The 22,295-nt window shown below is 71.0% G+C and carries 22 protein-coding genes and 1 pseudogene; 13 read left to right on the top strand and 10 right to left on the bottom strand.

What is annotated here, in order from left to right:
- A partial coding sequence (locus PV363_RS02570) for a GTP-binding protein (protein ID WP_301021617.1) occupies positions 1–682 on the bottom strand: 682 nt, incomplete at its 3' end.
- 224 nt (positions 683–906) lie between these two features.
- On the opposite strand from PV363_RS02570, the gene PV363_RS02565 reads away from it, so the two are divergent.
- Entirely contained in the window at positions 907–2,511 is a 1,605-nt protein-coding gene (locus PV363_RS02565) for a DHA2 family efflux MFS transporter permease subunit (protein WP_301021616.1), read from the top strand.
- Here PV363_RS02565 and PV363_RS02560 read toward each other — a convergent pair.
- From PV363_RS02560 to PV363_RS02550, 3 genes are all read right to left on the bottom strand, one after another.
- Positions 2,471–3,229 (bottom strand): SDR family NAD(P)-dependent oxidoreductase, encoded by a 759-nt coding sequence (locus PV363_RS02560; RefSeq protein ID WP_220346040.1) that lies wholly within the window; start codon positions 3,227–3,229, stop codon positions 2,471–2,473. The two genes, PV363_RS02565 and PV363_RS02560, sit on opposite strands and share 41 nt — an antisense overlap.
- A gap of 7 nt (positions 3,230–3,236) precedes the next feature.
- A complete protein-coding gene (locus PV363_RS02555) occupies positions 3,237–4,376 on the bottom strand; it encodes an acyl-CoA dehydrogenase family protein (RefSeq protein WP_220343361.1) in 1,140 nt (379 codons plus the stop codon).
- A 72-nt stretch (positions 4,377–4,448) separates the two neighbouring features.
- Positions 4,449–5,207 (bottom strand): SDR family oxidoreductase, encoded by a 759-nt coding sequence (locus PV363_RS02550; protein WP_220343362.1) that lies wholly within the window; start codon positions 5,205–5,207, stop codon positions 4,449–4,451.
- 111 nt (positions 5,208–5,318) lie between these two features.
- On the opposite strand from PV363_RS02550, the gene mshA reads away from it, so the two are divergent.
- Together mshA and PV363_RS02540 are read left to right on the top strand one after the other, a co-directional pair.
- A complete protein-coding gene (mshA, locus tag PV363_RS02545; RefSeq protein ID WP_301021618.1) occupies positions 5,319–6,560 on the top strand; it encodes a D-inositol-3-phosphate glycosyltransferase in 1,242 nt (413 codons plus the stop codon).
- Positions 6,561–6,636: 76 nt separating this feature from the next.
- Positions 6,637–7,089, top strand: a pseudogene (locus tag PV363_RS02540) (YbjN domain-containing protein); the annotation flags it as partial.
- A gap of 52 nt (positions 7,090–7,141) precedes the next feature.
- Here the strand turns inward: PV363_RS02540 and PV363_RS02535 are convergent.
- Positions 7,142–8,158 carry an NAD-dependent epimerase/dehydratase family protein gene (locus PV363_RS02535; protein WP_301021615.1) on the bottom strand — a complete coding sequence of 339 codons (1,017 nt, stop codon included), beginning with the start codon at positions 8,156–8,158 and terminating at the stop codon, positions 7,142–7,144.
- 79 nt (positions 8,159–8,237) lie between these two features.
- On the opposite strand from PV363_RS02535, the gene PV363_RS02530 reads away from it, so the two are divergent.
- Together PV363_RS02530 and PV363_RS02525 are read left to right on the top strand one after the other, a co-directional pair.
- Positions 8,238–8,987: a phosphoglyceromutase gene (locus PV363_RS02530; RefSeq protein WP_220343364.1), complete on the top strand. Its 750-nt coding sequence runs from the start codon at positions 8,238–8,240 to the stop codon at positions 8,985–8,987.
- An 18-nt stretch (positions 8,988–9,005) separates the two neighbouring features.
- Complete coding sequence (locus PV363_RS02525) at positions 9,006–9,800, top strand: sulfite exporter TauE/SafE family protein (RefSeq protein WP_301021614.1); 795 nt, start codon at positions 9,006–9,008, stop codon at positions 9,798–9,800.
- 28 nt (positions 9,801–9,828) lie between these two features.
- Here the strand turns inward: PV363_RS02525 and phoU are convergent, their stop codons facing one another.
- Complete coding sequence (phoU, locus tag PV363_RS02520) at positions 9,829–10,476, bottom strand: phosphate signaling complex protein PhoU (RefSeq protein ID WP_220343366.1); 648 nt, start codon at positions 10,474–10,476, stop codon at positions 9,829–9,831.
- Between the two features lie 131 nt (positions 10,477–10,607).
- Between phoU and PV363_RS02515 the strand changes: the two genes are divergently transcribed.
- From PV363_RS02515 to PV363_RS02505, 3 genes are all read left to right on the top strand, one after another.
- Complete coding sequence (locus tag PV363_RS02515) at positions 10,608–11,807, top strand: ATP-binding protein (RefSeq protein WP_301021613.1); 1,200 nt, start codon at positions 10,608–10,610, stop codon at positions 11,805–11,807.
- Positions 11,804–12,484, top strand: a complete 681-nt coding sequence (locus tag PV363_RS02510) for a response regulator transcription factor (protein WP_220343367.1) — start codon at positions 11,804–11,806, stop codon at positions 12,482–12,484. The genes PV363_RS02515 and PV363_RS02510 overlap by 4 nt, the downstream gene beginning before the upstream one ends.
- A 73-nt stretch (positions 12,485–12,557) precedes the next feature.
- Entirely contained in the window at positions 12,558–13,355 is a 798-nt protein-coding gene (locus tag PV363_RS02505) for a deoxyribonuclease IV (RefSeq protein ID WP_301021612.1), read from the top strand.
- A gap of 10 nt (positions 13,356–13,365) precedes the next feature.
- Here PV363_RS02505 and PV363_RS02500 read toward each other — a convergent pair whose 3' ends face one another.
- A complete protein-coding gene (locus tag PV363_RS02500) occupies positions 13,366–13,947 on the bottom strand; it encodes a hypothetical protein (protein WP_220366279.1) in 582 nt (193 codons plus the stop codon).
- Positions 13,948–14,175: 228 nt separating this feature from the next.
- Here PV363_RS02500 and PV363_RS02495 point away from each other — a divergent pair, with 228 nt between their 5' ends.
- Positions 14,176–14,661, top strand: a complete 486-nt coding sequence (locus PV363_RS02495; protein WP_220343370.1) for a CarD family transcriptional regulator — start codon at positions 14,176–14,178, stop codon at positions 14,659–14,661.
- Between the two features lie 138 nt (positions 14,662–14,799).
- A complete protein-coding gene (locus tag PV363_RS02490) occupies positions 14,800–15,153 on the top strand; it encodes a nitrite reductase (NAD(P)H) small subunit (RefSeq protein ID WP_220343371.1) in 354 nt (117 codons plus the stop codon).
- Here PV363_RS02490 and ispF read toward each other — a convergent pair.
- The 3 genes from ispF to PV363_RS02475 all read right to left on the bottom strand — a co-directional run bounded on the left by ispF (position 15,137) and on the right by PV363_RS02475 (position 17,211).
- On the bottom strand, positions 15,137–15,625 hold the full coding sequence (gene ispF, locus PV363_RS02485; RefSeq protein ID WP_220343372.1) for a 2-C-methyl-D-erythritol 2,4-cyclodiphosphate synthase: 489 nt from the start codon (positions 15,623–15,625) through the stop codon (positions 15,137–15,139). The two genes, PV363_RS02490 and ispF, sit on opposite strands and share 17 nt — an antisense overlap.
- A 61-nt stretch (positions 15,626–15,686) precedes the next feature.
- Entirely contained in the window at positions 15,687–15,905 is a 219-nt protein-coding gene (locus PV363_RS02480) for a hypothetical protein (RefSeq protein ID WP_220343373.1), read from the bottom strand.
- Between the two features lie 58 nt (positions 15,906–15,963).
- Complete coding sequence (locus PV363_RS02475) at positions 15,964–17,211, bottom strand: C39 family peptidase (protein ID WP_220343374.1); 1,248 nt, start codon at positions 17,209–17,211, stop codon at positions 15,964–15,966.
- Positions 17,212–17,257: 46 nt separating this feature from the next.
- Between PV363_RS02475 and cysS the strand changes: the two genes are divergently transcribed.
- The 3 genes from cysS to PV363_RS02460 all read left to right on the top strand — a co-directional run bounded on the left by cysS (position 17,258) and on the right by PV363_RS02460 (position 22,264).
- Positions 17,258–18,718, top strand: coding sequence for a cysteine--tRNA ligase (cysS, locus tag PV363_RS02470; protein ID WP_220343375.1), 1,461 nt, complete (start codon positions 17,258–17,260; stop codon positions 18,716–18,718).
- Entirely contained in the window at positions 18,718–19,659 is a 942-nt protein-coding gene (gene rlmB / locus PV363_RS02465) for a 23S rRNA (guanosine(2251)-2'-O)-methyltransferase RlmB (RefSeq protein WP_220343376.1), read from the top strand. Before cysS ends, rlmB begins: the two co-directional genes overlap by 1 nt.
- A 61-nt stretch (positions 19,660–19,720) precedes the next feature.
- Positions 19,721–22,264: a carboxylate--amine ligase/circularly permuted type 2 ATP-grasp protein gene (locus PV363_RS02460; RefSeq protein ID WP_301021611.1), complete on the top strand. Its 2,544-nt coding sequence runs from the start codon at positions 19,721–19,723 to the stop codon at positions 22,262–22,264.
- The last annotated feature ends 31 nt before the right edge of the window (positions 22,265–22,295 follow it).

Genomic DNA, 22,295 nt, shown 5'->3' with positions numbered 1-22,295 from the left:
CGTCGAGCTCGCCCTGGTCCTCGACCTGGGACAGGAGGCGACGGACCCCGAGCCGGTCGAAGTACGTCGTCGAGCCGTCACCCTTCATCCGACGGCCGACGTCGACCGCCTTGCGGGCGCGGGCGTACGCGTCCGGGAACGCCTCCACCTCGGTCACCACGCGGCTGATGCCCGCGGAGAACGAGCGTCGCCCGCCGCCCGAGTCGCCGCGCACGGCCGCCAGCGCCTCCTCGACGACCTCGCTGATGCGGGCGTCGGGACGGTCGACCTTGTTGACGACGAGGACGACCGGCATCTTGGCGTGCAGCGCCTTGCGGAGCACGAAGCGCGTCTGCGGCAGGGGACCTTCGGACGCGTCGACGAGGAGCACCACGCCGTCGACCATGGAGAGCCCGCGCTCGACCTCGCCACCGAAGTCGGCGTGCCCCGGGGTGTCGATGATGTTGATCGTGACGCCGCCCTCGGGCGCGCCAGGGCCGGCGTACTGCACCGCGGTGTTCTTGGCGAGGATCGTGATGCCCTTCTCGCGCTCGAGGTCACCGGAGTCCATCGCGCGCTCTGCCAGCTGGTGGTGCTCGTCGAAGCTTCCCTGCTGCTGGAGCATCGCGTCGACGAGTGTGGTCTTGCCATGGTCGACGTGCGCGACGATGGCGACGTTGCGGAGGTCAGAGCGAATGGGCATGCGCTGGCGTTCGGTCCTTGCGTGGGAGAGGCGCCGGACAGTACGCACGGCGCGGAGCATCGTCCATCTTACCGAGAGGGGCACAACGGTCGCTCCATCCGGCCCGGTGTGACGTGGCTCTCGTGTTCGCTCTCCGCAAATTCCGATGACATCTGTCGGTGCCAGGGGTCACTGTGGACGGTGCGACACCGGGGGGTGCCGACCTGTCACGGAAGGCAGACCACATGACCGACACGCAGCGCTCGACCTCGCAGACGCCCGACTACCCGGAGAACATCGACGCCGCGGTCCTCAAGATCGCCGGAGTGGTGATCCTCGGGGTGATCATGTCGATCCTCGACATCACGGTGGTCAACGTCGCCCTGCCGACGTTCCAGCAAGAGTTCGGCTCGGCGGCCGACCCGCTCGCGTACTCGCACGTCGCGTGGACCGTCACTGCCTACACCCTCGCTCTGGCGACCGTGATCCCGCTGACCGGGTGGGCGGCCGACAGGTTCGGCACCAAGAGGCTCTTCATCGCCGCCATCGCCCTCTTCACCGCGGGCTCGGTGCTCTGCGCGGCTGCTCAGGACATCAACACCCTGATCGCCTTCCGGGTCCTCCAGGGCCTCGGCGGCGGCATGATCATGCCCCTCGGGATGACGATCCTGACCCGTGCCGCCGGCCCGCACCGCATGGGTCGGTTGATGGCGATCCTCGGCATCCCGATGCTCCTGGGTCCGATCCTCGGCCCCATCGTCGGCGGCTGGCTCATCGAGCACGCGAGCTGGCACTGGATCTTCTTGATCAACCTCCCGATCGGCGTGGCGACGCTCGTCTACGCGTGGTTCGCACTGCCGGGAGACCGGCCGGAGCCGTCGGAGTCGTTCGACTTCCTCGGCATGCTGCTGCTGTCGCCCGGGCTCGCGCTGTTCCTGTTCGGCGTCTCCTCGATCCCGGAGAAGGGGACGGTCGCCGACACGCGGGTCTGGATCCCGATGCTCGTCGGCGCGGCTCTCATGCTGGCCTTCGTCCGGCACTCGTTCCGCCCGAAGCACCCGCTGCTCGACCTCCGGCTGTTCAGACACCGCAACCTCACCATCTCGGTGATCGTGATGTTCCTGTTCGTGGCGGCGTTCTTCGGGAGCCTGCTGCTGGTCCCGACCTACTTCCAGCAGGTCCGCGGGGAGTCGACGCTCGACGCCGGTCTGCTGGTCGCGCCGCAGGGCATCGGCGCGATGCTCACGATGCCGATCGCCGGCCGGCTCGTCGACCGGATCCCGGTGGGGCGGATCGTCCCGTTCGGGTTCCTGGGGATCCTCGTCGGGCTGTTCCCCTTGACTCAGATCACCTCGGAGACCGCCTACTGGAAGATCATCGCGGCGCTGTTCGTGATGGGTCTCGGCATGGGCGCGACGATGATGCCGGTGTTCACCTCGGCCCTCAAGTCGCTCTCCCACCAGGAGGTCGCGCGCGGGACGACGCTCATCAACATCAACCAGCAGATCGCGAGCTCGGTCGGCGTCGCCGTGATGTCGGTCCTGCTGACGGCCTGGCTGCCGACACAGCGCATCTGGTACGCCGTGGTGGGCTCCTGGCAGAACCCGGAGATCATCCCGCAGCTGGGTGGTCAGGCCGCCGTGGACGCGGTCCTCGCCGACGCCGGTGAGGCATTCGCGCAGACCTTCTGGGTCGCCTGGGTGCTCTTGCTGCTCGCGGTGATCCCGGTGGCGTTCCTGCCACGGCGTCGTCCCGCGGAGACCCCGGTGGGCCCAGAGGGCGCGGAGACCCCCGCGGACTCGGCGGCGGTCAGCGAGGAGCCATCCGCAGGGCTCCGTCCATCCGAATGACCTCGCCGTTCAGATAGTCGTGCTCCACGATCATCGTCACCAGGTCGGCGAACTCCGACGGCCTCGCGAGCCGCTGCGGGAACGGCACGCCGGCGGCGAGACCGGCGCGGAACTCGTCCGACACGGTCGCGAGCATCGGGGTGTCGACGATGCCCGGGGCGACGGTGCAGACCCGGATCCCGTACTGCGCCAGGTCACGCGCGGCGGGCAACGTCAGCCCGACGATGCCGCCCTTGGACGCCGCGTACGCCGCCTGGCCGATCTGACCGTCGTACGCGGCGATCGACGCGGTGTTGACGATGACCCCGCGCTGGCCGTCCTCGTCGGCCTCCGTGGCCGCGATCGCCTCGGCGGCGACGGTCATCACGTTGAAGGAACCGACCAGGTTGACCTGGACGACCTTGGCGAAGAGGTCGAGGTCGTGCGGGCCGCGCTTGGAGAGGATCCGCGCCGAGGGGCCGATCCCTGCGCAGCTCACGACCGTCCGCAGCGGGGCGCCGCCGGAGGTCGCGGCGGTCACCGCGTTGCGAACCGAGGCGGGGTCGGTGACGTCGGTCTCGACGTACGTGACGCCCTCCACCGCAGGGGCCTTCTCGATGGAGCCCGCGAGGTCCAGGGCAAAGACCGTGGCGCCGCGCTCAGCGAGGGCAGCCACGGTGGCGGCACCGAGGCCCGAGGCTCCACCGGTGACGACGGCGGCGGTGTTGACGAGGTCCATGTCTCTCCTAGCGTGCGAGGTCGCGGCCGATGACGAGCCGCTGGATCTGGTTGGTCCCCTCGAAGATCTGCATGACTTTGACCTCGCGCATGTAGCGCTCGACGGGGAAGTCCTTGGTGTAGCCGGCGCCGCCGAGCACCTGGACGGCGTCGGTGGTCACCTTCATCGCGTTGTCGGTGGCGACGAGCTTCGCGATCGACGCCTGCGTGCGGAACGGGCGCCCAGCGTCCTTGAGCCTCGCTGCGGCGAGGTACGTCGCGCGGGCCGACTCGACGGCGGCCGCCATGTCGGCGAGGAGGAAGGCCAGGCCCTGGTGCTCGATGATCGGCTTGCCGAAGGTCTCGCGCTCTCGCGCGTACGCCAGCGCGACGTCGAGCGCGCCCTGCGCAACGCCGGTCGCCACCGCGGCGATCCCGAGGCGGCCCGAGTCCAGCCCGGCCAGCGCGATCGGAAGTCCCTGACCCTCGGCGCCGAGGCGGCGCTCGACCGGGACGCGGACTCCGTCGAAGAGCATCGTCGCGGTGGTCGAGCCCATGAGGCCCATCTTGTCCTCGGGGTTGTCGACCGACAGCCCTGGCGTGTCTGCGGGCACGAGGAAGCAGGAGATCCCGCGACCGCCCTCGGAGGTCCGGGCCATGACCTTGTAGAAGTCGGCCTCGCCCCCGTGGGTGGTCCACGCCTTCGCGCCGTCGATGACGTACTCGTCGCCGTGGCGCACCGCGCGGGTGCGCATCGCTGCCGGGTCCGAGCCGGCGTGCGCCTCTGAGAGGCAGTAGGCGCCGAGCAGGTCGCCGCCGAGCATGTCCGGGAGCCACCGTGCCTTCTGCTCGTCGGTGCCCGCGGTGAACAGCCCGAAGCACGAGAGTGCGTGCACGCTGGTCCCGACACCGACCGACGCCCACGCGGTGGCGATCTCCTCGACCACCTGCAGGTAGACCTCGTACGGCTGCCCGCTGCCGCCGTACTCCTCGGGGTACGGCAGGCCCAGCAGGCCGGCCTGTCCGAGCGTCCGGAAGACCTCGCGGGGGAAGGTCGCGGTGCGCTCGGCCTGGTCCACCCGGGGACGGAGCTCCTTGTCGACGATCGCTCGGGTCAGAGCGATGAGGTCCTCGGACTCCTCGCTCGGCATCAGTCGCTCGACGGGCATGGCACCTCTCTCGGGGTCGCGACGGCGTTGGCGCGTACGAGAAGCCTACGAGGGGCTCCTCGCGTCACCGGCTCAGGTGCGTGAGACCTTCCACGGCGCCGCCTGCGCGATCGGCTTGATGACCATGAGGTCGATGTTGACGTGCTGCGGGCGCGTGACCATCCAGCTGATCGCGTCGGCCACGTCGTCGGCGGTCAAGGGCTCCGCGACGCCCTCGTAGACGGCCTCGGCCCGCGCCTGGTCGCCGCCGAAGCGGACGAGAGAGAACTCGTCGGTGTGCACCATCCCCGGCGCGATCTCGGTGACCCGGACCGGCTCGCCGTTGAGCTCGAGGCGCAGCGTCTCGGTGATCATCGCGACACCGTGCTTGGCCGCCGTGTATCCGGCGCCCCCTTCGTACGCGAGGTGGCCGGCGATCGATCCGACGTTGAGGACGGTGCCCGCGCCGCTGGCGCGCAGTGCGGGGAGGAGGGCCTTGGTCACCCGCAGCGTGCCGATGACGTTGGAGTCGTACATCTGCTGCCACGCCTCGGGGCTGGTCCGTTCGATCGGCTCCTGGCCGACGGCGCCACCGGCGTTGTTGACCAGGACGGCCAGCTCGGGACCGACCGCTGCGGCCAGCGCGTCGACCGACGCCTGGTCGGTGACGTCGCACACGACTGCGGTGCCGCCGATCTCATTGGCCAGCGCCTCGACCCGGTCGGCGCGGCGGGCCGCGCAGAGCACGTGGAAGCCGTCGGCGGCCAGACGCCGAGCGGTGGCGGCTCCGATCCCACTGCTCGCTCCGGTCACGACCGCGGTGCGCCGGTTCTCGGCGGTGCTCTCCTGCATGCCTCAGATGCTGCCACGGGGGGCGTCCGACGGTGCGGGGAGTCCCGCTCGGGGCCTGGAACGCCTGCCTAGGATGGAGGCGTGACAGCCCTCCACGTCCGTCGTGTCGCCATGGTGTCGGCGCACACGTCGCCGCTCGAGCAGCCCGGCAACGGCGATGCCGGCGGCATGAACGTGTACGTGCTGGAGCTGGCGCGTCAGCTGGCTGCCCGCTCGGTGGAGGTGGAGATCTTCACCCGGGCGACGTCCTCCGAGCAGCCTCCGGTCACCGAGGCGCTCCCGGGCGTCACGGTCCGCCACGTGCCGGCGGGTCCGTTCGAAGGGCTTCCCAAGGAGGACCTCCCGGCCCAGCTGTGCACGTTCGCCCGCGACGTCCTGCGCGCCGAGGCCACGCGGCCGGCCGGGTGGTTCGACGTCGTGCACTCGCACTACTGGCTGTCCGGCCAGGTGGGGCAGGTCGCCGCCGACCGGTGGGGTGTCCCGCTGGTCCACTCGATGCACACGATGGCCAAGGTCAAGAACGCCAACCTCGCGGTCGGCGACCTCGTCGAGCCGGCCGGTCGGGTGGCAGGGGAGGAGCAGCTCGTCGCCTCCGCCGACCGGCTGATCGCCAACACCGCCGACGAGCGCGACCAGCTGGTCACGCGGTACGCCGCCGACCCGCAGCGGGTCTCGGTCGTCCATCCCGGCGTCGACCTCGACCGCTTCCGGCCGACCGACAGGGTCGCGGCACGGGTGGCCCTGGGCCTGCCGCAGGACGCCGACGTCATCCTGTTCGCCGGCCGTATCCAGCCGCTCAAGGCCCCCGACGTCGTGCTCGAGGCCGCCGCGCACCTGATGGCGGGCGCTCGTCGCGACCGCACCGTCGTCGCGGTGGTGGGAGGGCCCTCCGGCAGCGGGATCGACCGGCCGACCGTCCTCCTCGAGCTCGCTGCCGCACTCGGCATCTCCGACCGCGTCCGGTTCGTCCCGCCGGTCGCGCAGGACCGGCTCGCGCTCTGGTACGCCGCGGCGTCGATCGTCTGCGTCCCCTCGCACAACGAGTCCTTCGGCCTGGTCGCGATCGAGGCGCAGGCGTGCGGCACCCCGGTGGTGGCGGCCAAGGTCGGTGGTCTGACGACCGCCGTCCACGACGGTGTGACCGGGCTGCTGGTCGACGGGCACGAGCCGGTCGACTACGCGGCGGCGTTCGCCCAGGTCCTCGACCAGTCGGGACTGCACGCCTCGATGCGGGAGGCCGCCGTGCACCACGCGCGGCGCTTCGGCTGGGACGTGACGGCCGAGCGTACGCTCGCGGTCTACGAGGACGCGGTCGGCCAGCCTCTGCCGTTGCCGACCGCCGTCGGTCAGTAACGCAGCGAAAGGGGAGGCCGTGGACGGTCGTACGGAGCCGGACGAGCAGGGCGCGCCATGGGCGGTCGCCGCGACGATCAGGAGCGCTCTGGCAGCAGCCGAGCTCGAGCACACGGAGTTCCGGCCGGGTGTCTTCGAGGTCACGCTGCCCGGCGTCCGCAAGCTCCAGACCACCTGCCGCCTCGAGGTCGGTGACCACGCGCTCGGCATCCACGCCTTCGTCGCGCGGCGCCCCGACGAGAACCACGAGGCCGTCTACCGCTGGCTCCTCGAGCGCAACCTGCGGATGTACGCCGTGGCGTTCGCCGTCGACAGCGCGGGCGACATCTATCTCGACGGCCGCCTCCCGCTGCACGCCATCACCGAGGACGAGGTCGACCGCGTCCTCGGATCGGTGCTCACCTACGCCGACGACTCGTTCAACATGATCCTCGAGCTCGGGTTCGCCAGCTCGATCCGCAAGGAGTGGGAGTGGCGGCTCTCGCGCGGTGAGTCGACGCGCAACCTGGAGGCGTTCCGTCATCTGCTCGAGAAGGACTCGGCCCAGGGCTGCCGGTGCCGTGCGGCCCGTTCAGGCCCGCTCAGCCCCGCACCCGCGCGAGGATCCGCGCCTCGGTCTCCGCGTCGATCCCCGCAGGCTGGCGCTCGGGGTGAGGCGACGCCGTCGGACCCTCGGCTCGCAACCACGTCCAGGTGTCCGCGATCGTCTCCTGGACCGGCCGGCACCGCAGCCCGGCCGCGTGGGCAGCCGACGTGTCACCGTCGTGCAGCCCGGCCAGCTCCCCGGTCGGGGGCACCCAGATCGGTAGGTCCACCCATCCGGTGACACCCTCCTCCAGGAGCACCTCGGCCGGCACCCAGACGAGGGTCGCGTCCGCCACCGTCACGGCCAGGCACGACTCGAGCAGCTCACGCGTCGTGGTGTGCCCGGGAGGGCTGACCACGTTGTACGTGCCTCCACCCTCGCCGCCCCGGCCGGCTGTCTCGGCGCGGTCGAGCATCCACCCCGCGAGGTCCCGTCCGTCCACGTACTGCAGCGGTCGCTCGCCCGGGCCGGGAGCGAGCACGTCCCCGCCCGCAGCGACTCGCCGCAGCCACCAGGGAAGGCGGCCGACGACCTCGTACGGGCCGATCACCAGCCCCGCCCGCGCCAGCAGCGCACGGTCGCCGAACGCGTCGAGGACCGCAAGCTCGGCGCCTCGCTTCGCCGCCCCGTAGTCGTCGGCGGTGGTGGCGTCGGGATCGCCGTCGACGACCGGAGCGCTCTCGTCGGCCCCCGGCACGAGCGGCCAGGCGTAGACCGACCGGCTGGAGACGTAGCCGTAGTGCGACACGCGATCGGCCAACAGCCGTGCGGAGTCACGCACCACGCTCGGCTCGTCCGACCAGGTGTCGAGGACGGCGTCCCACGTCTCACCGGCGAGCGCGTCGGCGAAGGCTCGGGCGTCGCGGCGGTCGGCGTACCGGGCGTCGGCACCCCGCGCGGGCGATCCGCTGGTGCCCCGGGTCACGGTGGTGACGTCGTGGCCACGGGCCAGCGCGGCCTCGACGGCGGCGCGGCCGACGTGGTGGGTCCCTCCGAGGATGAGCAGGCGCATGTCTCGAGCCTGGCCGATCGCGCGCCCGGGCGGCAAGGTCTTCCGCTCAGGGCGGAGCCGTCGTCGCTAGGGTGAGCGCATGAGTGCCTACACCCTCGTCCTGCTGCGCCACGGCGAGAGCCAGTGGAACAAGAAGAACCTCTTCACCGGCTGGGTCGACGTCGACCTCACCGAGAAGGGTGAGGCCGAGGCCCGCGCCGCGGCACTCCTGATGGCCGAGGCCGGTCTGTTCCCCGACGTGATGCACACGTCGCTGCTGCGCCGCGCGATCCGCACCGGCCAGATCGCCCTCGACGGCATCGACCGCCACTGGATCCCGGTGCGGCGGTCGTGGCGGCTGAACGAGCGCCACTACGGGGCGCTCCAGGGCAAGGACAAGAAGGCGACGCTGGAGGAGTTCGGCGAGGAGCAGTTCATGAAGTGGCGGCGCTCGTACGACGTGCCGCCGCCGCCGTTGGACGCGGACGCCGAGTTCAGCCAGTTCCACGACGTCCGCTACGCCGATCTCCCTCCGGAGGTCCGGCCGCGTACGGAGGCGCTCGCCAACGTGCTCCACCGGTTCCTCCCGTACTGGTACGACGCGATCGTCCCCGACCTGCGGCTGGGGCGGACGGTCCTGGTGGCGGCGCACGGCAACTCGCTGCGGGCGCTCGTGAAGCACCTCGACGACATGTCCGAGGAGGCCGTCGTCGGCCTCAACATCCCGACCGGGATGCCGCTGCTGTACGAGCTGGACGAGGACATGCGGCCGCTCACCAAGGGCGGCCGCTACCTCGACCCGGAGGCGGCTCGCGCCGCGGCCGAGGCGGTCGCCAACCAGGGGCGCTGACACCTGTCCGGCGTCGAGATGGCGCTGGTCCTCCTCGCGGGGGTCGGCGCGGGTGTCATCAACACGATCGTCGGCTCGGGGACCCTGATCACCTTCCCGACGCTCGTGGCGTTCGGGGTGCCGCCGGTGACGGCGACGATGAGCAACGCGGTGGGCCTGGTGCCCGGCAACATCACCGGCTCGTTCGGCTACCGGCGAGAGCTCGCCGGGCAGGGCTTCCTCGTCAGAAGGTTCCTGCCCGCCTCCCTCCTCGGCTCGCTCGTCGGGGCGTACCTGCTGCTGAACCTTCCCGAGGACACGTTCATCGCGGTGGTGCCGGTGCTGCTCGTGGTGGCGCTGGTCATGGTCGTCGCGCAGCCGCCGCTCCAGAGGTGGCTCAAGGCGCGGCGCGAGGCCAGCGGCGTCGACGAGGTCGCGCTCGACGCGATGAGCCGGCCGCGCAGTCTTGCCGCGCTGGTCACGGTGTTCGCGTGCGGGATCTACGGGGGCTACTTCGCCGCTGCCCAGGGGATCCTCCTGATCGGGCTCCTGGGGATGCTGCTGCCGTTGGCGCTGCAGCGCATGAACGCGCTCAAGAACGTGCTCGTGCTGGGGGTCAACGTGGTCTCGGCGACGACGTACGTGGTGGTCGCCACCTGGGGCGGTGGGACGCACCCGATCGACTGGACCGCCGTCGGACTCGTCGCCGCGGGTTCGCTGGTGGGCGGGTACCTCGGCGCCCGCATCGGGCGGCGTCTCCCGTCGCTGCTGCTCCGTGCCTGCATCGTGGTGCTCGGCCTCGTCGCGCTCTACACCATCATCGGCATGCGCTGACCGCCGACGGTTGCGGAGGACCCGACGCTCAGACCTGAGGCACCTCGCCGGTCACCTGGTAGACCACGCGGCGCGCGATCGAGACCGCGTGGTCGCCGGTCCGCTCGTAGTAGCGCGCGAGGAGCGCGACGTCGACCGCCGACTCCACCCCACCGGTCCAGCCGTCGCCGAGCAGCCGGTGGAACATCGTCCGGTAGAGACTGTCCATCTCGTCGTCGGCCGAGAGCAGCGCGGCCGCGGCGTCGAGGTCGTGGGTTCCGAGCACGATCGCGACGGACTCGAGCATGCCGCCGGCGACCCGGGCCATCTCCGCCACCGTCGGTCGGGCCTCCGCAGGGACCGCCAGCTCCGGCATGCGCATGCGGGCGAGCTCCGCGACGTGGACGGCGAGGTCACCGATGCGCTCGAGGTCACCGGCGATCCGCAACCCGGCCACCACGCGACGGAGGTCTGTGGCCACCGGCTGTTGAGTCGCGAGCAGGGAGATCGCATCGCTCTCGCACGACTCACGGGCGGCGTCGATCACCGCGTCTCCGCTGATGACCAGCTCGGCCGCGCCGAGGTCCCCGTCGAGGAGGGCCGCGCTCGCCCGAGCGAGCGAGAAGCGCACCGCCGTGGTCATCGCCACGAGGTCGGCGTCGAGCGCATCCAGCCGGTCGTCATAGAAGTCGCGCATGCTCGGACCCTAGGGAGTCCAGGTGAACCGTCACCGACCTGCGATGAACGAGCGGTGAACTCTGGACGAACGACCCCGTCGGTCGCCCCGCACGTTCATCAAGGATCAGGGCCCCTGCGTACGATCGAGGTGTGGAACCGGACATCGCGTTCGCGTTCGGCGCCGCCGTAGGCCTTCTGATGGGGGCCGGGGTGTTGTGGGCGTGGCGCTACAGCGAGCGGCAGCAGGAGCACATCCCGGCCCGGCCCGAGCCCGAGGTCCCGGCCGGCGCCGAGGCCGTCCTTGCCGTCCTGCGCTCGTCGGCGGTCATCGTCGACGCCGCCGACAGGGTGGTGAGGGCCTCCGCCCCGGCGCACGCCATGGGTCTGCTCCAGGACACCCGCCTCGAGCACGAGACACTCCGCGACATGGTCCGGCTCGTCCGGCGCGACGGTCAGGTCCGTACGGAGGAGCTCGCTCTCGGGCTGGGACGCGGCGGTCAGCGGCACGTGCTCGTCCGGGTCGCTCCGCTCACCTCGCGCCTGGTGCTCGTGCTCGTCGAGGACCGGACCTCCGAGCGGCGCGTGGAGATGATCCGCCGCGACTTCGTGGCCAACGTGAGTCACGAGCTCAAGACCCCGGTCGGGGCGCTCAACCTGCTGGCCGAGGCCGTCGGCGAGGCTCGCGACGACCCGGAAGCCGTCGTCCGGTTCAGCGGACGGATGAAGCGCGAGGGCGCTCGCCTCACCCGCCTCGTCCAGCAGATCATCGAGCTCTCCCGCCTTCAGGGCGACGCCCTGGTCGAAGACCCGCACGAGGTCGACGTCGCGACGCTGGTCGCCGCGGCGGTGGAGCGCAACGCGGTCGACGCGGAGGCCCGGGGGATCGACGTCGCCGTCCGCAGCGCCGACGACCTGTACGTCCACGGTGACGGCGAGCAGCTGCTCCAGGCGGTCAACAACCTGGTCGAGAACGCCATCGCGTACTCCGAGGAGGGCACGAGCGTGACCGTGGACGCCGCCCGCGTCGACGACGAGGTCCGCATCGCCGTGCGAGACCAGGGCGTCGGCATCGCCCAGGCGGAGATCGAGCGGATCTTCGAGCGCTTCTATCGCGTGGATCCGGCACGGGCGCGCAGCACGGGTGGTACGGGGCTCGGCCTCTCGATCGTCAAGCACGTCGCCGCCAGCCACGCCGGTGCCGTCGAGGTGTGGAGCGAGCCCGGCCACGGCTCGTCGTTCACGCTGGTGCTCCCCGCCGCGGCCCGCACGCGCGACCTCGACGACGACGCATCCGCCTCGTCCGACGCCCAGACCCCGGTACGCCCGTCCGCCCAGGAGGCACGCCCATGACCCGAGTGCTCGTCGTCGAGGACGAGGAGAGCTACATCGACGCGCTGTCGTACGTCCTGCGCAAGGAGGGCTTCGAGGTGGCCGTCGCGACCGACGGCTACGCGGCGCTCGAGGAGTTCGACCGCACCGGAGCCGACATCGTCCTCCTCGACCTCATGCTCCCCGGCATCAGCGGGACCGAGGTGTGCCGCAAGCTCCGTGCGTCGTCGTCGGTGCCGGTGATCATGGTGAGCGCCAAGGACTCCGAGGTCGACAAGGTGGTCGGTCTCGAGCTCGGCGCCGACGACTACGTCACCAAGCCGTACAGCCCTCGCGAGCTGGTCGCCCGGATCCGGGCGGTCCTCCGCCGCGGCGCCGACCAGGGTGCCGCCGATGACACCGCCCTCGAGGTGGGCCGGGTCAGGATGGACGTCGACCGGCACGTGGTCACCGTCGACGGCGACGAGGTCCGGCTGCCCCTGAAGGAGTTCGAGCTGCTGGAGCTCTTCCTCCGCAACGTCGGGCGGGTGCTCACGCGGGGTCAGCTCATCGACCGCGTCTGGGGCTCGGACTACGTCGGCGACACCAAGACGCTCGACGTCCACGTCAAGCGGCTCCGCGCCAAGATCGAGCCCGATCCGTCACGCCCCTCGACGCTGGTGACGGTGCGAGGGCTGGGATACAAGTACGACGTCTAGGACGCCGATGGCCGGCGGCCGGCTGCTCTGCCGCACGAGGCGCGACGTCCGTGGTGGCCCCTAGGCTGATCGCATGAAGACACGGATCGGGACCCACGTCGACCAGGCCCACCCCTTCGACGACGTCGACCGGGTCGGCGCCGACGTCGCCCAGATGTTCTTGGGCGACCCGCAGAGCTGGAAGTGGCCGAAGTACGAGTACGCCGGCGGCGCCGACGGGCTCCGTGACGACGCGGCGGCGCGAGACGTCCCGCTCTACGTCCACGCTCCCTACCTGCTCAACGTGGCGAGCCTCAACAACCGCGTGCGCATCCCCAGCCGCAAGCTCGTCCAGAACGCCGTCGACGGTGCCGCCGCGATCGGTGCCGCGGGGGTGATCCTCCACGGCGGCTACGTCGATTCCGAGGACGACCTCGACAAGGGGTTCGACAACTGGCGCAAGGCCGTCGAGGCGATCGACGCCAAGGTGCCGGTGCTCCTCGAGAACACCGCGGGAGGCGACTACTCGATGGCGCGACGGTTCGAGCGGATCGAGCGGACGTGGGAGGCGATCCAGGCCGGCGGTGCCGGAGACTCGTGGGGCTTCTGCCTCGACACCTGCCACGCCTGGGCGGGCGGCATCGAGCTCGAGGGCATCGTCGACCGGATCACGGCGGTGACGGGCAGGATCGACCTCGTGCACTGCAACAACAGCCGCGACGCCTTCGACTCAGGAGCCGACCGCCACGCTCACCTGACGGCAGGGACGATCCCGCCGGAGCTGCTCGTGGACGTGGTCCGCTCGGCTGGTGCGCCGGTCATCATCGAGACCCACGCCGACGACCAGACCGGCGACGACATCGCGTGGCTCCGCGACCAGGTCGCGCAGTAGCGACCCGACCTCAGTCGGTGCCGGCGCCCTCGTCCTCTTCGCCGGGGGTGTCCTGGTCGACGGCCGAGGACGCCTTCGGCGTGGCGGGGCTGGTGGGGGTGCTCGCGCCCGGCTCGGCCACCGAGTCGTACATCGGGATCCGGGTCACGATGGGGAGCTGCATGTCGACGTCACCGGCGTTGGCGAACGTGTAGGTGATCACGAGGAACTGGCCGGCGAAGAGCTCCGAGCCCTCGATGACCACCTGAGGCTTGGTGCCGAGCGTCTCCAGACGGCGGGCCGGGACCGGCACGGGACCGTCGAAGGTGACGTCGACCGGTGTGCCGTCGAGCGTGCTGACCTCGACCTCGACAAGCCGGTCGGCCTTCAGCGTCTGGTTGACCAGGCCGGCTGACAGGGTCCCGGAGCCGTCGTCGTTCTTCACGAAGAGCGCGTTGAGCACCTGGACGTCGCTCGAGCGGTCGTCGGTGCCGACGCTGGCCTCGTAGACGGAGTTGGTCTGTGCCTCGAAGCCGGTGCCACATCCTGCGAGGAGGACAGCGAGTCCGCCGACGACGGCGGTGGCGAGAGCACGGCGGGAGCGAGTGAGCACAGCCCGACCCTTTCTTCATTCCTACGAGCGCGACCAGGTGGTGCGCGGCGACGCACCCAGCGTATCCGCGGGCCGCCCGGGCCGTGCGACGAGGTCGTGCGGACACCCTCGACTGCCACTCCGGCGAGACTTTGTCAAGTCCCGATGAGGCTCCTGACCTGCAGAAACGATCCGGAGGGCTGTGGTTCCCCGTGTTACCCTAGTCACCTAAGAAAGGGCTATGGACATATGACTTTCACTGTTGGCGAAACGGTTGTCTACCCCAATCACGGTGCGGCGGTCATCGAGGACATCGAAGTCCGCACGATCAAGGGCGAAGAGCGTCAGTACCTCGTGCTGCGCATCGTCGCCCAGAACGATCTCGTCGTACGGGTGCCGGCGTGCAATCTCGACCTGGTCGGGGTGCGCGACGTGGTGGACAAGGAGGGGCTGGACCGGGTCTTCGGTGTGCTTCGGGCGGAGCACGCGGAGGAGCCGACCAACTGGTCCCGTCGTTACAAGGCCAATCTCGAGAAGCTGCACTCCGGTGACGTGATGAAGGTCGCCGAGGTCGTGCGTGACCTGTGGCGCCGCGAACGCGACCGGGGTCTCTCGGCAGGCGAGAAGCGGATGCTGGCCAAGGCGCGTCAGATCCTCGTCTCCGAGCTCGCGCTCGCCGAGAACACCAACGAGGACAAGGCCGAGACGCTGCTCGACGAGGTGCTCGCGTCCTGACCTGATCGTGGTCCTCGACCACTCGTGACGAAGCCGCTGCCGTGACTATGGCAGCGGCTTCGTCGTGCGACGGCGTTTCTTATTCCGGCTGTTGCGTGCCGTAACCGGTACGAAACCCGCGCTGCCTAGCGTCGCGGCATGGCGACGTCGGGCGGAGTGGCGACCTGGGTCAAGGTGTGCGACGCGGGAGAGCTCGTCGTGGGCATCGGTGTCTCCGCACTCGTCCGCGGCAAGCAGGTGGCGCTGTTCAAGACCGGTGAGCGAGAGCTTCGTGCCGTCGGCAACCGCGATCCCTACTCCGGGACCCAGACGATGGCCCGGGGCCTGGTCGTCGAGCGAGACGGGCGGACCCTCCTGGCCGCACCGGCGGGTCGAGAGCTGTTCGACCTCGAGACCGGCGTCTGCATCGACGACCCGATGACCAGACTCGCGCTCTATCCGGTGCGTCTCGTCAATGGATTTGCCGAGGTGTGCATCACCGTACGGGGATGACGATCGCCGTGGCGATCGCCGCGGCACCCTCTCCGCGCCCGGTGAGACCGAGCCCGTCGGTCGTCGTCCCGGACACGCTCACCGGCGCTCCGACGGCGTCCGAGAGCACCCGCTGCGCCTCGTCGCGCCGCGTCCCGACCTTGGGTCGGTTGCCGACGAGCTGGACGCTCACGTTGCCGATCGTGAACCCGGCGTCGACGACCCTGCGGGCGGTCTCGGTGACGAACGCGACGCCGGAGGCGCCGGCCCACTCCGGATCGGACGTCCCGTAGTTGCTCCCGAGGTCGCCGAGTCCCGACGCTGCGAGCAAGGCGTCGCACACGGCGTGAGCGACCACGTCGGCGTCGGAGTGCCCCGCGAGTCCTGCCGGTTCGTCGGGCCACAGCAGTCCGGCGCACCACATGGGTCGTCCGGCCTCGTACGCGTGGACGTCGGTGCCGGTGCCGACGCGGGGGATCGGGGAGTGCGCCATGGGGCCATCATCGCGCGCCGTCCGGTCGAGCGGGCGACCGGCGGGCCGCGCGCCCCTCGGGTCAGCCGGCCGAGAGGACCTCGGCCGCCGAGACCGCCCCGTGACGGTCCTGGATGACGTCGGCGAGACGCCGGATCTCGTCGTCGCTGATCTCGACGCCGACCTCCTCGACGCCGCGGCGCAGCTCGTCCTCGACCGTGCCCTCGGTCGCGCCGTCCTGCCACGAGGTCACGCGGTCGACGACGGCCTGGATGGCGGTGATCCTGTCCTGTTCAGTCATGGCCGATCGTTACCCACGCTGGCCGGCGGCATGCCCGTCGCGTCGTACCGGCTCGTCCTCACCAGCGGTGACCGGTGATCGTCGGCAGCGCCCTGCCCGTCCGGATCACGTACGCCGTGCCGCCGCTGCCGCGCAGCCACGCCCGCTCGAGCTGGGCCCGGCGATACACGCGCCGGACGCTCGAGACCCGGGGAGCGGCAGGGTCGTTGACGATGACGTCACCCGTGGCGGTGAACCCGCGGATCACGAAGAGGTGGCCGGCGGTGGAGCGGATCGGCGCACCGGTCAGACCGCCACGGCCGAAGGCGACCGACACCACCAACGGGATCCCCGCCCTCACGAACGCCTCGGCGTCGCGCAGCGAGGACAGTCGCGCGACGAACGCGTCGGCACCCCGGGTGCCGGCATAAGCGGTGTTGAAGCCCCAGTTGCCCGTGCCCCCGTAGCGGACGTCGTACGTCCGGCGGGCGCCGTGCACGACGAAGCGTTGCCTGATCCCGCGTCGGACCCACGCGTACTGCGCCTTCGTCGGCCCTCTGCCCAGACTGCGCAGGACCATCGTGGTCGAGGTGGGGGAGCACCACGCGGCTCCGCCTCCGTCGTACTGGCGGTACTGACCGCGGTGCACCATCTGCGAGTACCGCGGGACGGCGAGCTCGACCGTCCGCCTCATCGTGGTCGCCGACACCGGTCTCGCCGACCTCGCCGCGGCCGACGCGACGGCGCCGACCGAGAGCAGGCGAGGCTTCGCCCTCGACCTCACCGGGCGGAGCAGGGTGACGCGCACCTGCCAGGCCGCGACGCGCGCGCTCCCGTTCGCCCGGACGGCATCGGTCACGACACGGGCGACGTCGTCGGACTGGGCCGGCCCCGACGTGCGGCGGACCGTGCTCTCCTTCTCTGCCCACCGTCCGAGGGTGTCCCAGCTCCCGGTGCGCCCGTTCGTCGTCCGCACCCGCACGGAGACGATCAGGGCGGACCTGCCGGGGGTGCGCGCGTTCCAGGACGGCACCACCTCGTCGGCACCGAAACCGGTCGACGACCAGGCCGAGGTCCAGCGGGCCTTCTCGTAGGTGCGCCCGGCGAGCCTGGTGCGGCCGGTTGCACGCGAGAACCGCACTGCGCCACCGCTGACGCTCGTGCCGGCGGTGCTCCCGGTCGACAGCTGCCCCGAGGTCGTCCACCGCTGCGAGGCGATGCGCGGGGCCGCGGCCTGCGCCGGGGCGGTCATGGTGCCCGCCACCAGGCCGGCACTGGTCAGGGCGCTGGCGAGGACGAGCGAGGTACGAACCGTACGGTTGCGCATTGATCGATGCTAAGTCGGATCAGGGCAAGCCACTACTCTGGTCAGCGTGACCGTGCGCCTCTACGACTCTGCGACCATGCAGACCCACGCCCTCGAGCCCCTCGTCCCCGGACGGGTCGGCATCTATCACTGTGGGCTCACGGTCCAGGGCCCGCCACACCTCGGCCACATCCGCAAGGAGGTGGCCTTCGACGTGCTGCGGCGCTGGCTGACCCACGAGGGCCTCGAGGTCACGCTGGTCGCCAACGTCACCGACATCGACGACAAGATCCTCGTCAAGGGCGCCGAGCAGGACCGGCCGTGGTGGGCCGTCGCCTACGAGAACGAGCGCGCCCTGCACGCCGCCTACGACGTGCTGGGCTGCCTCCCGCCGACGTACGAGCCCCGCGCGACCGGGCACGTCCCCGAGATCATCGAGCTCGTGGAGACCCTGATCGACCGCGGCCACGCCTACGCCGCGCCAGACGGCTCGGGCGACGTCTACTTCGACGTGCGCTCGTGGCCCGACTACGGCGAGCTGTCGCACCAGAAGCTCGACGACATGCGCGACGCCGAGGACGCCGACCCGCGCGGCAAGCGCGACCCGCGCGACTTCGCGCTCTGGAAGGGGCACAAGGAGGGGGAGCCGGAGACGGCGTCGTGGCCCTCGCCGTGGGGTCGTGGCCGCCCCGGCTGGCACATCGAGTGCTCGGCGATGGCCACGAAGTACCTCGGCCCCGAGTTCGACATCCACGGCGGCGGCATCGACCTGCGCTTCCCCCACCACGAGAACGAGCTCGCTCAGGCCCGAGCGGCCGGCATGCCGTTCTCCCGGTCCTGGATGCACAACCAGCTCGTCCGCATCGGGGGCGAGAAGATGAGCAAGTCGGTCGGCAACTCCCTGCTGGTGAGCGAGGTGGTCAAGCGCTTCCGGCCGGTCGACGTGCGCTACTACCTGGTGGCCGCGCACTACCGCTCCGAGATCGACTACACCGAGGAGTCGCTCGCCGACGCTGCGACGACCTACCAGCGCATCGAGGGTTTCGTCCGCCGGGCGACCGAGGCGACAGGGGCCAGCACCGACCTGCGCGAGCTCGGCGGTGCGGTCACGCCGGGCTTCGCGGAGGCGATGGACGACGACCTGGCGGTGCCCGCAGCGCTCGCCCAGGTCCAGGAGCTGGTCCGCGACGGCAACAAGCAGCTCGCGGCCGGCGACGAGCAGCGCTATGCCCTGGTGAGCACGCTCTCGGCGGTACGGCGCATGCTTGACGTGCTGGGGCTCGACCCGTACGCGTCGCAGTGGGACGACGGCGGAGACGGCGCCGGTGCGGCTCACGCCGCACTCGGGACGCTCGTCGAGGCGCTGCTGGAGCAGCGGGCGACCGCCCGGACAGAGAAGGACTTCGTCACCGCGGACCGTGTCCGCGACCAGCTGAAGGCAGCTGGGGTCGAGGTCGAGGACACCCCCGCAGGACCACGCTGGTCCGTCGGCGGGGACCACGCGACGAACAAGGGACCAGTGAGCTGATGGCCGGGAACAGCCAGCGCCGGGGCGCGATCAACAAGGGCAAGAAGGGTGCGTCGGTCGGGACCGGCGGCCACCGCCGCCGGGGTCTTGAGGGCAAGGGGCCGACCCCAAAGGCCGAGGAGCGACCCAACCACAAGAAGTACAAGATGGCGCGCGCCGCCGACAAGCGCCGTCAGCCCGCACCCCGCAAGCGCGGGGACTCCAGCGAGTGGGCAGCCGGACGCAACTCCGTGGTCGAGCTGCTGCGCGCCGACGTGCCGGTGAGCACGCTCTATGTCGCCGAGGGCATCGACCGCGACGACCGCATCACCGAGATCCTCGCGCTCGCCGTCGACAAGCGCCTGTCGATCCTGGACGCGACCAAGGCCGAGCTCGACCGGTTCACCGAAGGCGCGGTGCACCAGGGCGTCGCGGCCAAGCTCCCGCCCTACGAGTACGCGCACCCCGACGACCTGCTCGCCGCCGCCGAGGAGGCAGGTGAGGTGCCGCTGATCATCGTCGTCGACGGCATCACCGACCCGCGCAACCTGGGAGCGGTGATCCGCAGCGCCGCCGGCTTCGGCGCACACGGGGTGGTGATCCCGGAGCGGCGCACAGCATCCATGACGGCCTCGGCATGGAAGACGTCCGCCGGTGCCGCGGCAAGGGTGCCGGTGGCCCGGGCGACCAATCTCACACGGCAGCTCAAGGCGTACGCCGAGCAAGGCCTGATGATCGCCGGTCTCTCGGCCGACGGCGACGTCTCCCTGCCCGATCTCGACCTCGCCGACGGCCCGCTCGTCCTGGTGGTCGGGAGCGAGGGCAAGGGCCTCTCCCGCTTGGTGTCGGAGACGTGCGACGTGCTCGTGTCGATCCCGATGGCGTCGTCGCTGGAGTCGCTGAACGCGGGCGTCGCAGCCGGCATCGCGTTGTACGCGATCGACCAGCGTCGGCAGGTTTAGCGACGGCCCGGTCGGACAACGGCAATCGTTGTCGCTCGTCTGGAACCCGTACGTTTAAGGGATGACTGCTGAGCTGACACTAGGGGCCGAAGAAGAGCTTCATCTGATCGACCGCGAGAGCCGGACGCTGTCGCCATCCGCGCCGCGGCTGCTGTCCCGGCTGCCGGGTGAGAACTTCTCGGCCGAGCTCCAGCGGTCGACGATCGAGACCAACACCAACGTGGTGACGGGTCTCGCCGGGCTTCGCGAGGAGCTCATCTCCTTGCGCAAGCAGCTGATCACGGTCGCCGAGTCAGAGGGAATCGGCGTCGCCGCCGTCGGCACGGCCCCGCGGTCCTCCTACGACGAGGACTTCGGGCTGACCGCCACCGGCCGGTTCGGCCGGATGCAGCAGGAGTACCGGTTGCTCGTCAACGAGCAGCTCATCTGCGGGACGCAGATCCACGTCGGCGTCTCCGACCGTGACGTCGCCATCGACATCGCGCAGCGGATCGGCCGCGACCTCCCGACCCTGCTCGCGCTCTCGGCCAGCTCGCCCTACTGGAACGAGCAGGACACCGGCTACGCGAGCATGCGCACGATCCTCTGGGGGCGCTGGCCCACCACCGGGGCCCTGCCACCGCTCGGGTCGGCGAAGGAGTACGAGGCGCTCCTCGACGACCTGGTCGCGAGCGGCGTGATCGCCGACGCCAAGATGGCCTACTTCGACGTCCGTCCGTCGTCGCACGCGCCGACGCTCGAGCTGCGGGTGGCCGACGCGTGCCCGGTGGTGGACGACGCGATCTTGATCGCCGGTCTCTTCCGCGCGATGGTGCGGGCCGCCGAGCTCGACATCGAGCGCGGTGTTCCGTACACGCCGGTGCCAGCGCCGTTGCAGCGCGCGGCAACCTGGCAGGCTGCCCGCGCGGGCCTGGCGGGCAGCCTGCTCGATCCGAGCACGCACGCCGAGCGGGTCCCCGCCCCGGGCGTGGTCCGGTCGCTGATCGAGCGACTGCGCCCGGCGCTGGAGGAGCTCGGCGACTACGACGAGGTCTCCGAGCTCGCCGCGCGGACCCTGGCGCAGGGCACCTCGGCGGACCGTCAGCGTGCCGCCTTCGCCGAGAGCGGGTCGCTGGACGACGTCATGGACCAGGTCGTCGCCGAGACGCACGGTCCGCCGTCGGGGCTGCCGCCGGAGGTTCCGGCACTGCGGTCCTACCCGGCCCGTGCCGGTGACGAGGTGATCGGGCTCGGGTCGCGTCCGCGGCCCGTCTACAGCGACGTGATGGCCTACATCCGCGACCGGAGCCGCGAGGACCTCGAGAAGCTCCAGCACCAGCGCGACACCTGGTCGGACGACGAGGGCCTCACGGTCGTCCTCGACGGCGAGACCAACCGGTTCGAGGTCGACCTGGTGCCGCGGATCATCAACGCCCACGAGTGGGAGATGCTCAGCGAGGGCCTCGAGCAGCGCGCTCGCGCACTGGAGATGTTCCTCCAGGACGTGTACGGCCCGGGTCGGGCGCTCGCTCACGGCGTCGTGACCGAAGCCGATCTCCACTCCTGCCCGGGGTGGCGCGAGGACGGGACCCGGTTGCCGCAGGCGGTGGTGCGGGCGCCGATCATGGGCTTCGACCTGGTGCGCAACGACCGCGGCGAATGGCAGGTGCTCGAGGACAACCTGCGCAACCCCAGCGGCCTGGCCTATGCGGCCGCGGCGCGGGAGATGCTCGACACGGTGGTCCCGGACATGCCGCGACCGGCCGGTCTCATCGATCCTCGTGCGTCGCTGCCGATGGTCGGCCAGACGTTGCGGGCCTGCGTCGAGCGTGCCGGTGTCGGCGCGGGGGACTGGCGCCCCAACGTCCTGCTCGCGACCGGACCGTCCAGCGTCTCGTGGTACGAGCACCAGCGTCTCGCCAAGGAGGGCGGTCTCGTCCTGGCGACGAGCGAGGACCTCGTCGTCCGTGAAGGCCGCGTACGCCTCGTCGACGGTGACCGCGCGGTCGACGGGATCTACGTCCGGCTGGACGAGGAGCTCGGCGAATTGACGACGGAGGACGGTCGGGCGCTCGGTGCCGAGATCATCGACGTGGCCGCGGCGGGAGCCGTGGTGCTCGCGAACGCTCCGGGCAACGGGGTTGCCGACGACAAGGCGACCTACCGCGTGGTCCCCGAGCTCATCGGCTACTACCTCGACGAGCGTCCGCTCATCGAGTCGGTGCCGACGTACCGCACCGATGACGACGACGAGCGGCAGATCGTCCTCGAGCGGGTCGACGAGCTGGTCACCAAGCCCGTCGACGGCTACGGCGGTCACGGCGTGCTCGTCGGTCCGCTCGCCTCGCAGGGCGAGATCGTGCGGCGGCGCAAGGAGATCGCCCGTGACACCGAGGGCTGGGTCGCGCAGGAGACGGTCGCGCTCAGCTCGCACCCGACGCTCGACCACGGCCGGCTGGAGCCGCGCCACGTCGATCTGCGCGTGTTCGTGCACGTGACCGGCACCGAGCCGGGTCAGGTCAAGGCCGTCCCGGTCGCGCTGACCCGCGTCGCCGGCCCCGGCAGCCTCATCGTCAACAGCTCGCAGGGCGGCAGCGCCAAGGACACCTGGATCATCCAGGACTGACCCGACACCCGCCGTCACGACGCGAGGCCCC

It is taken from the genome of Mumia sp. (assembly GCF_028803055.1).
Taxonomy (GTDB): domain Bacteria; phylum Actinomycetota; class Actinomycetes; order Propionibacteriales; family Nocardioidaceae; genus Mumia.
The sequence above is the reverse complement of the archived record's forward strand: the minus strand, read 5'-3'. Positions and strand labels throughout refer to the sequence as shown.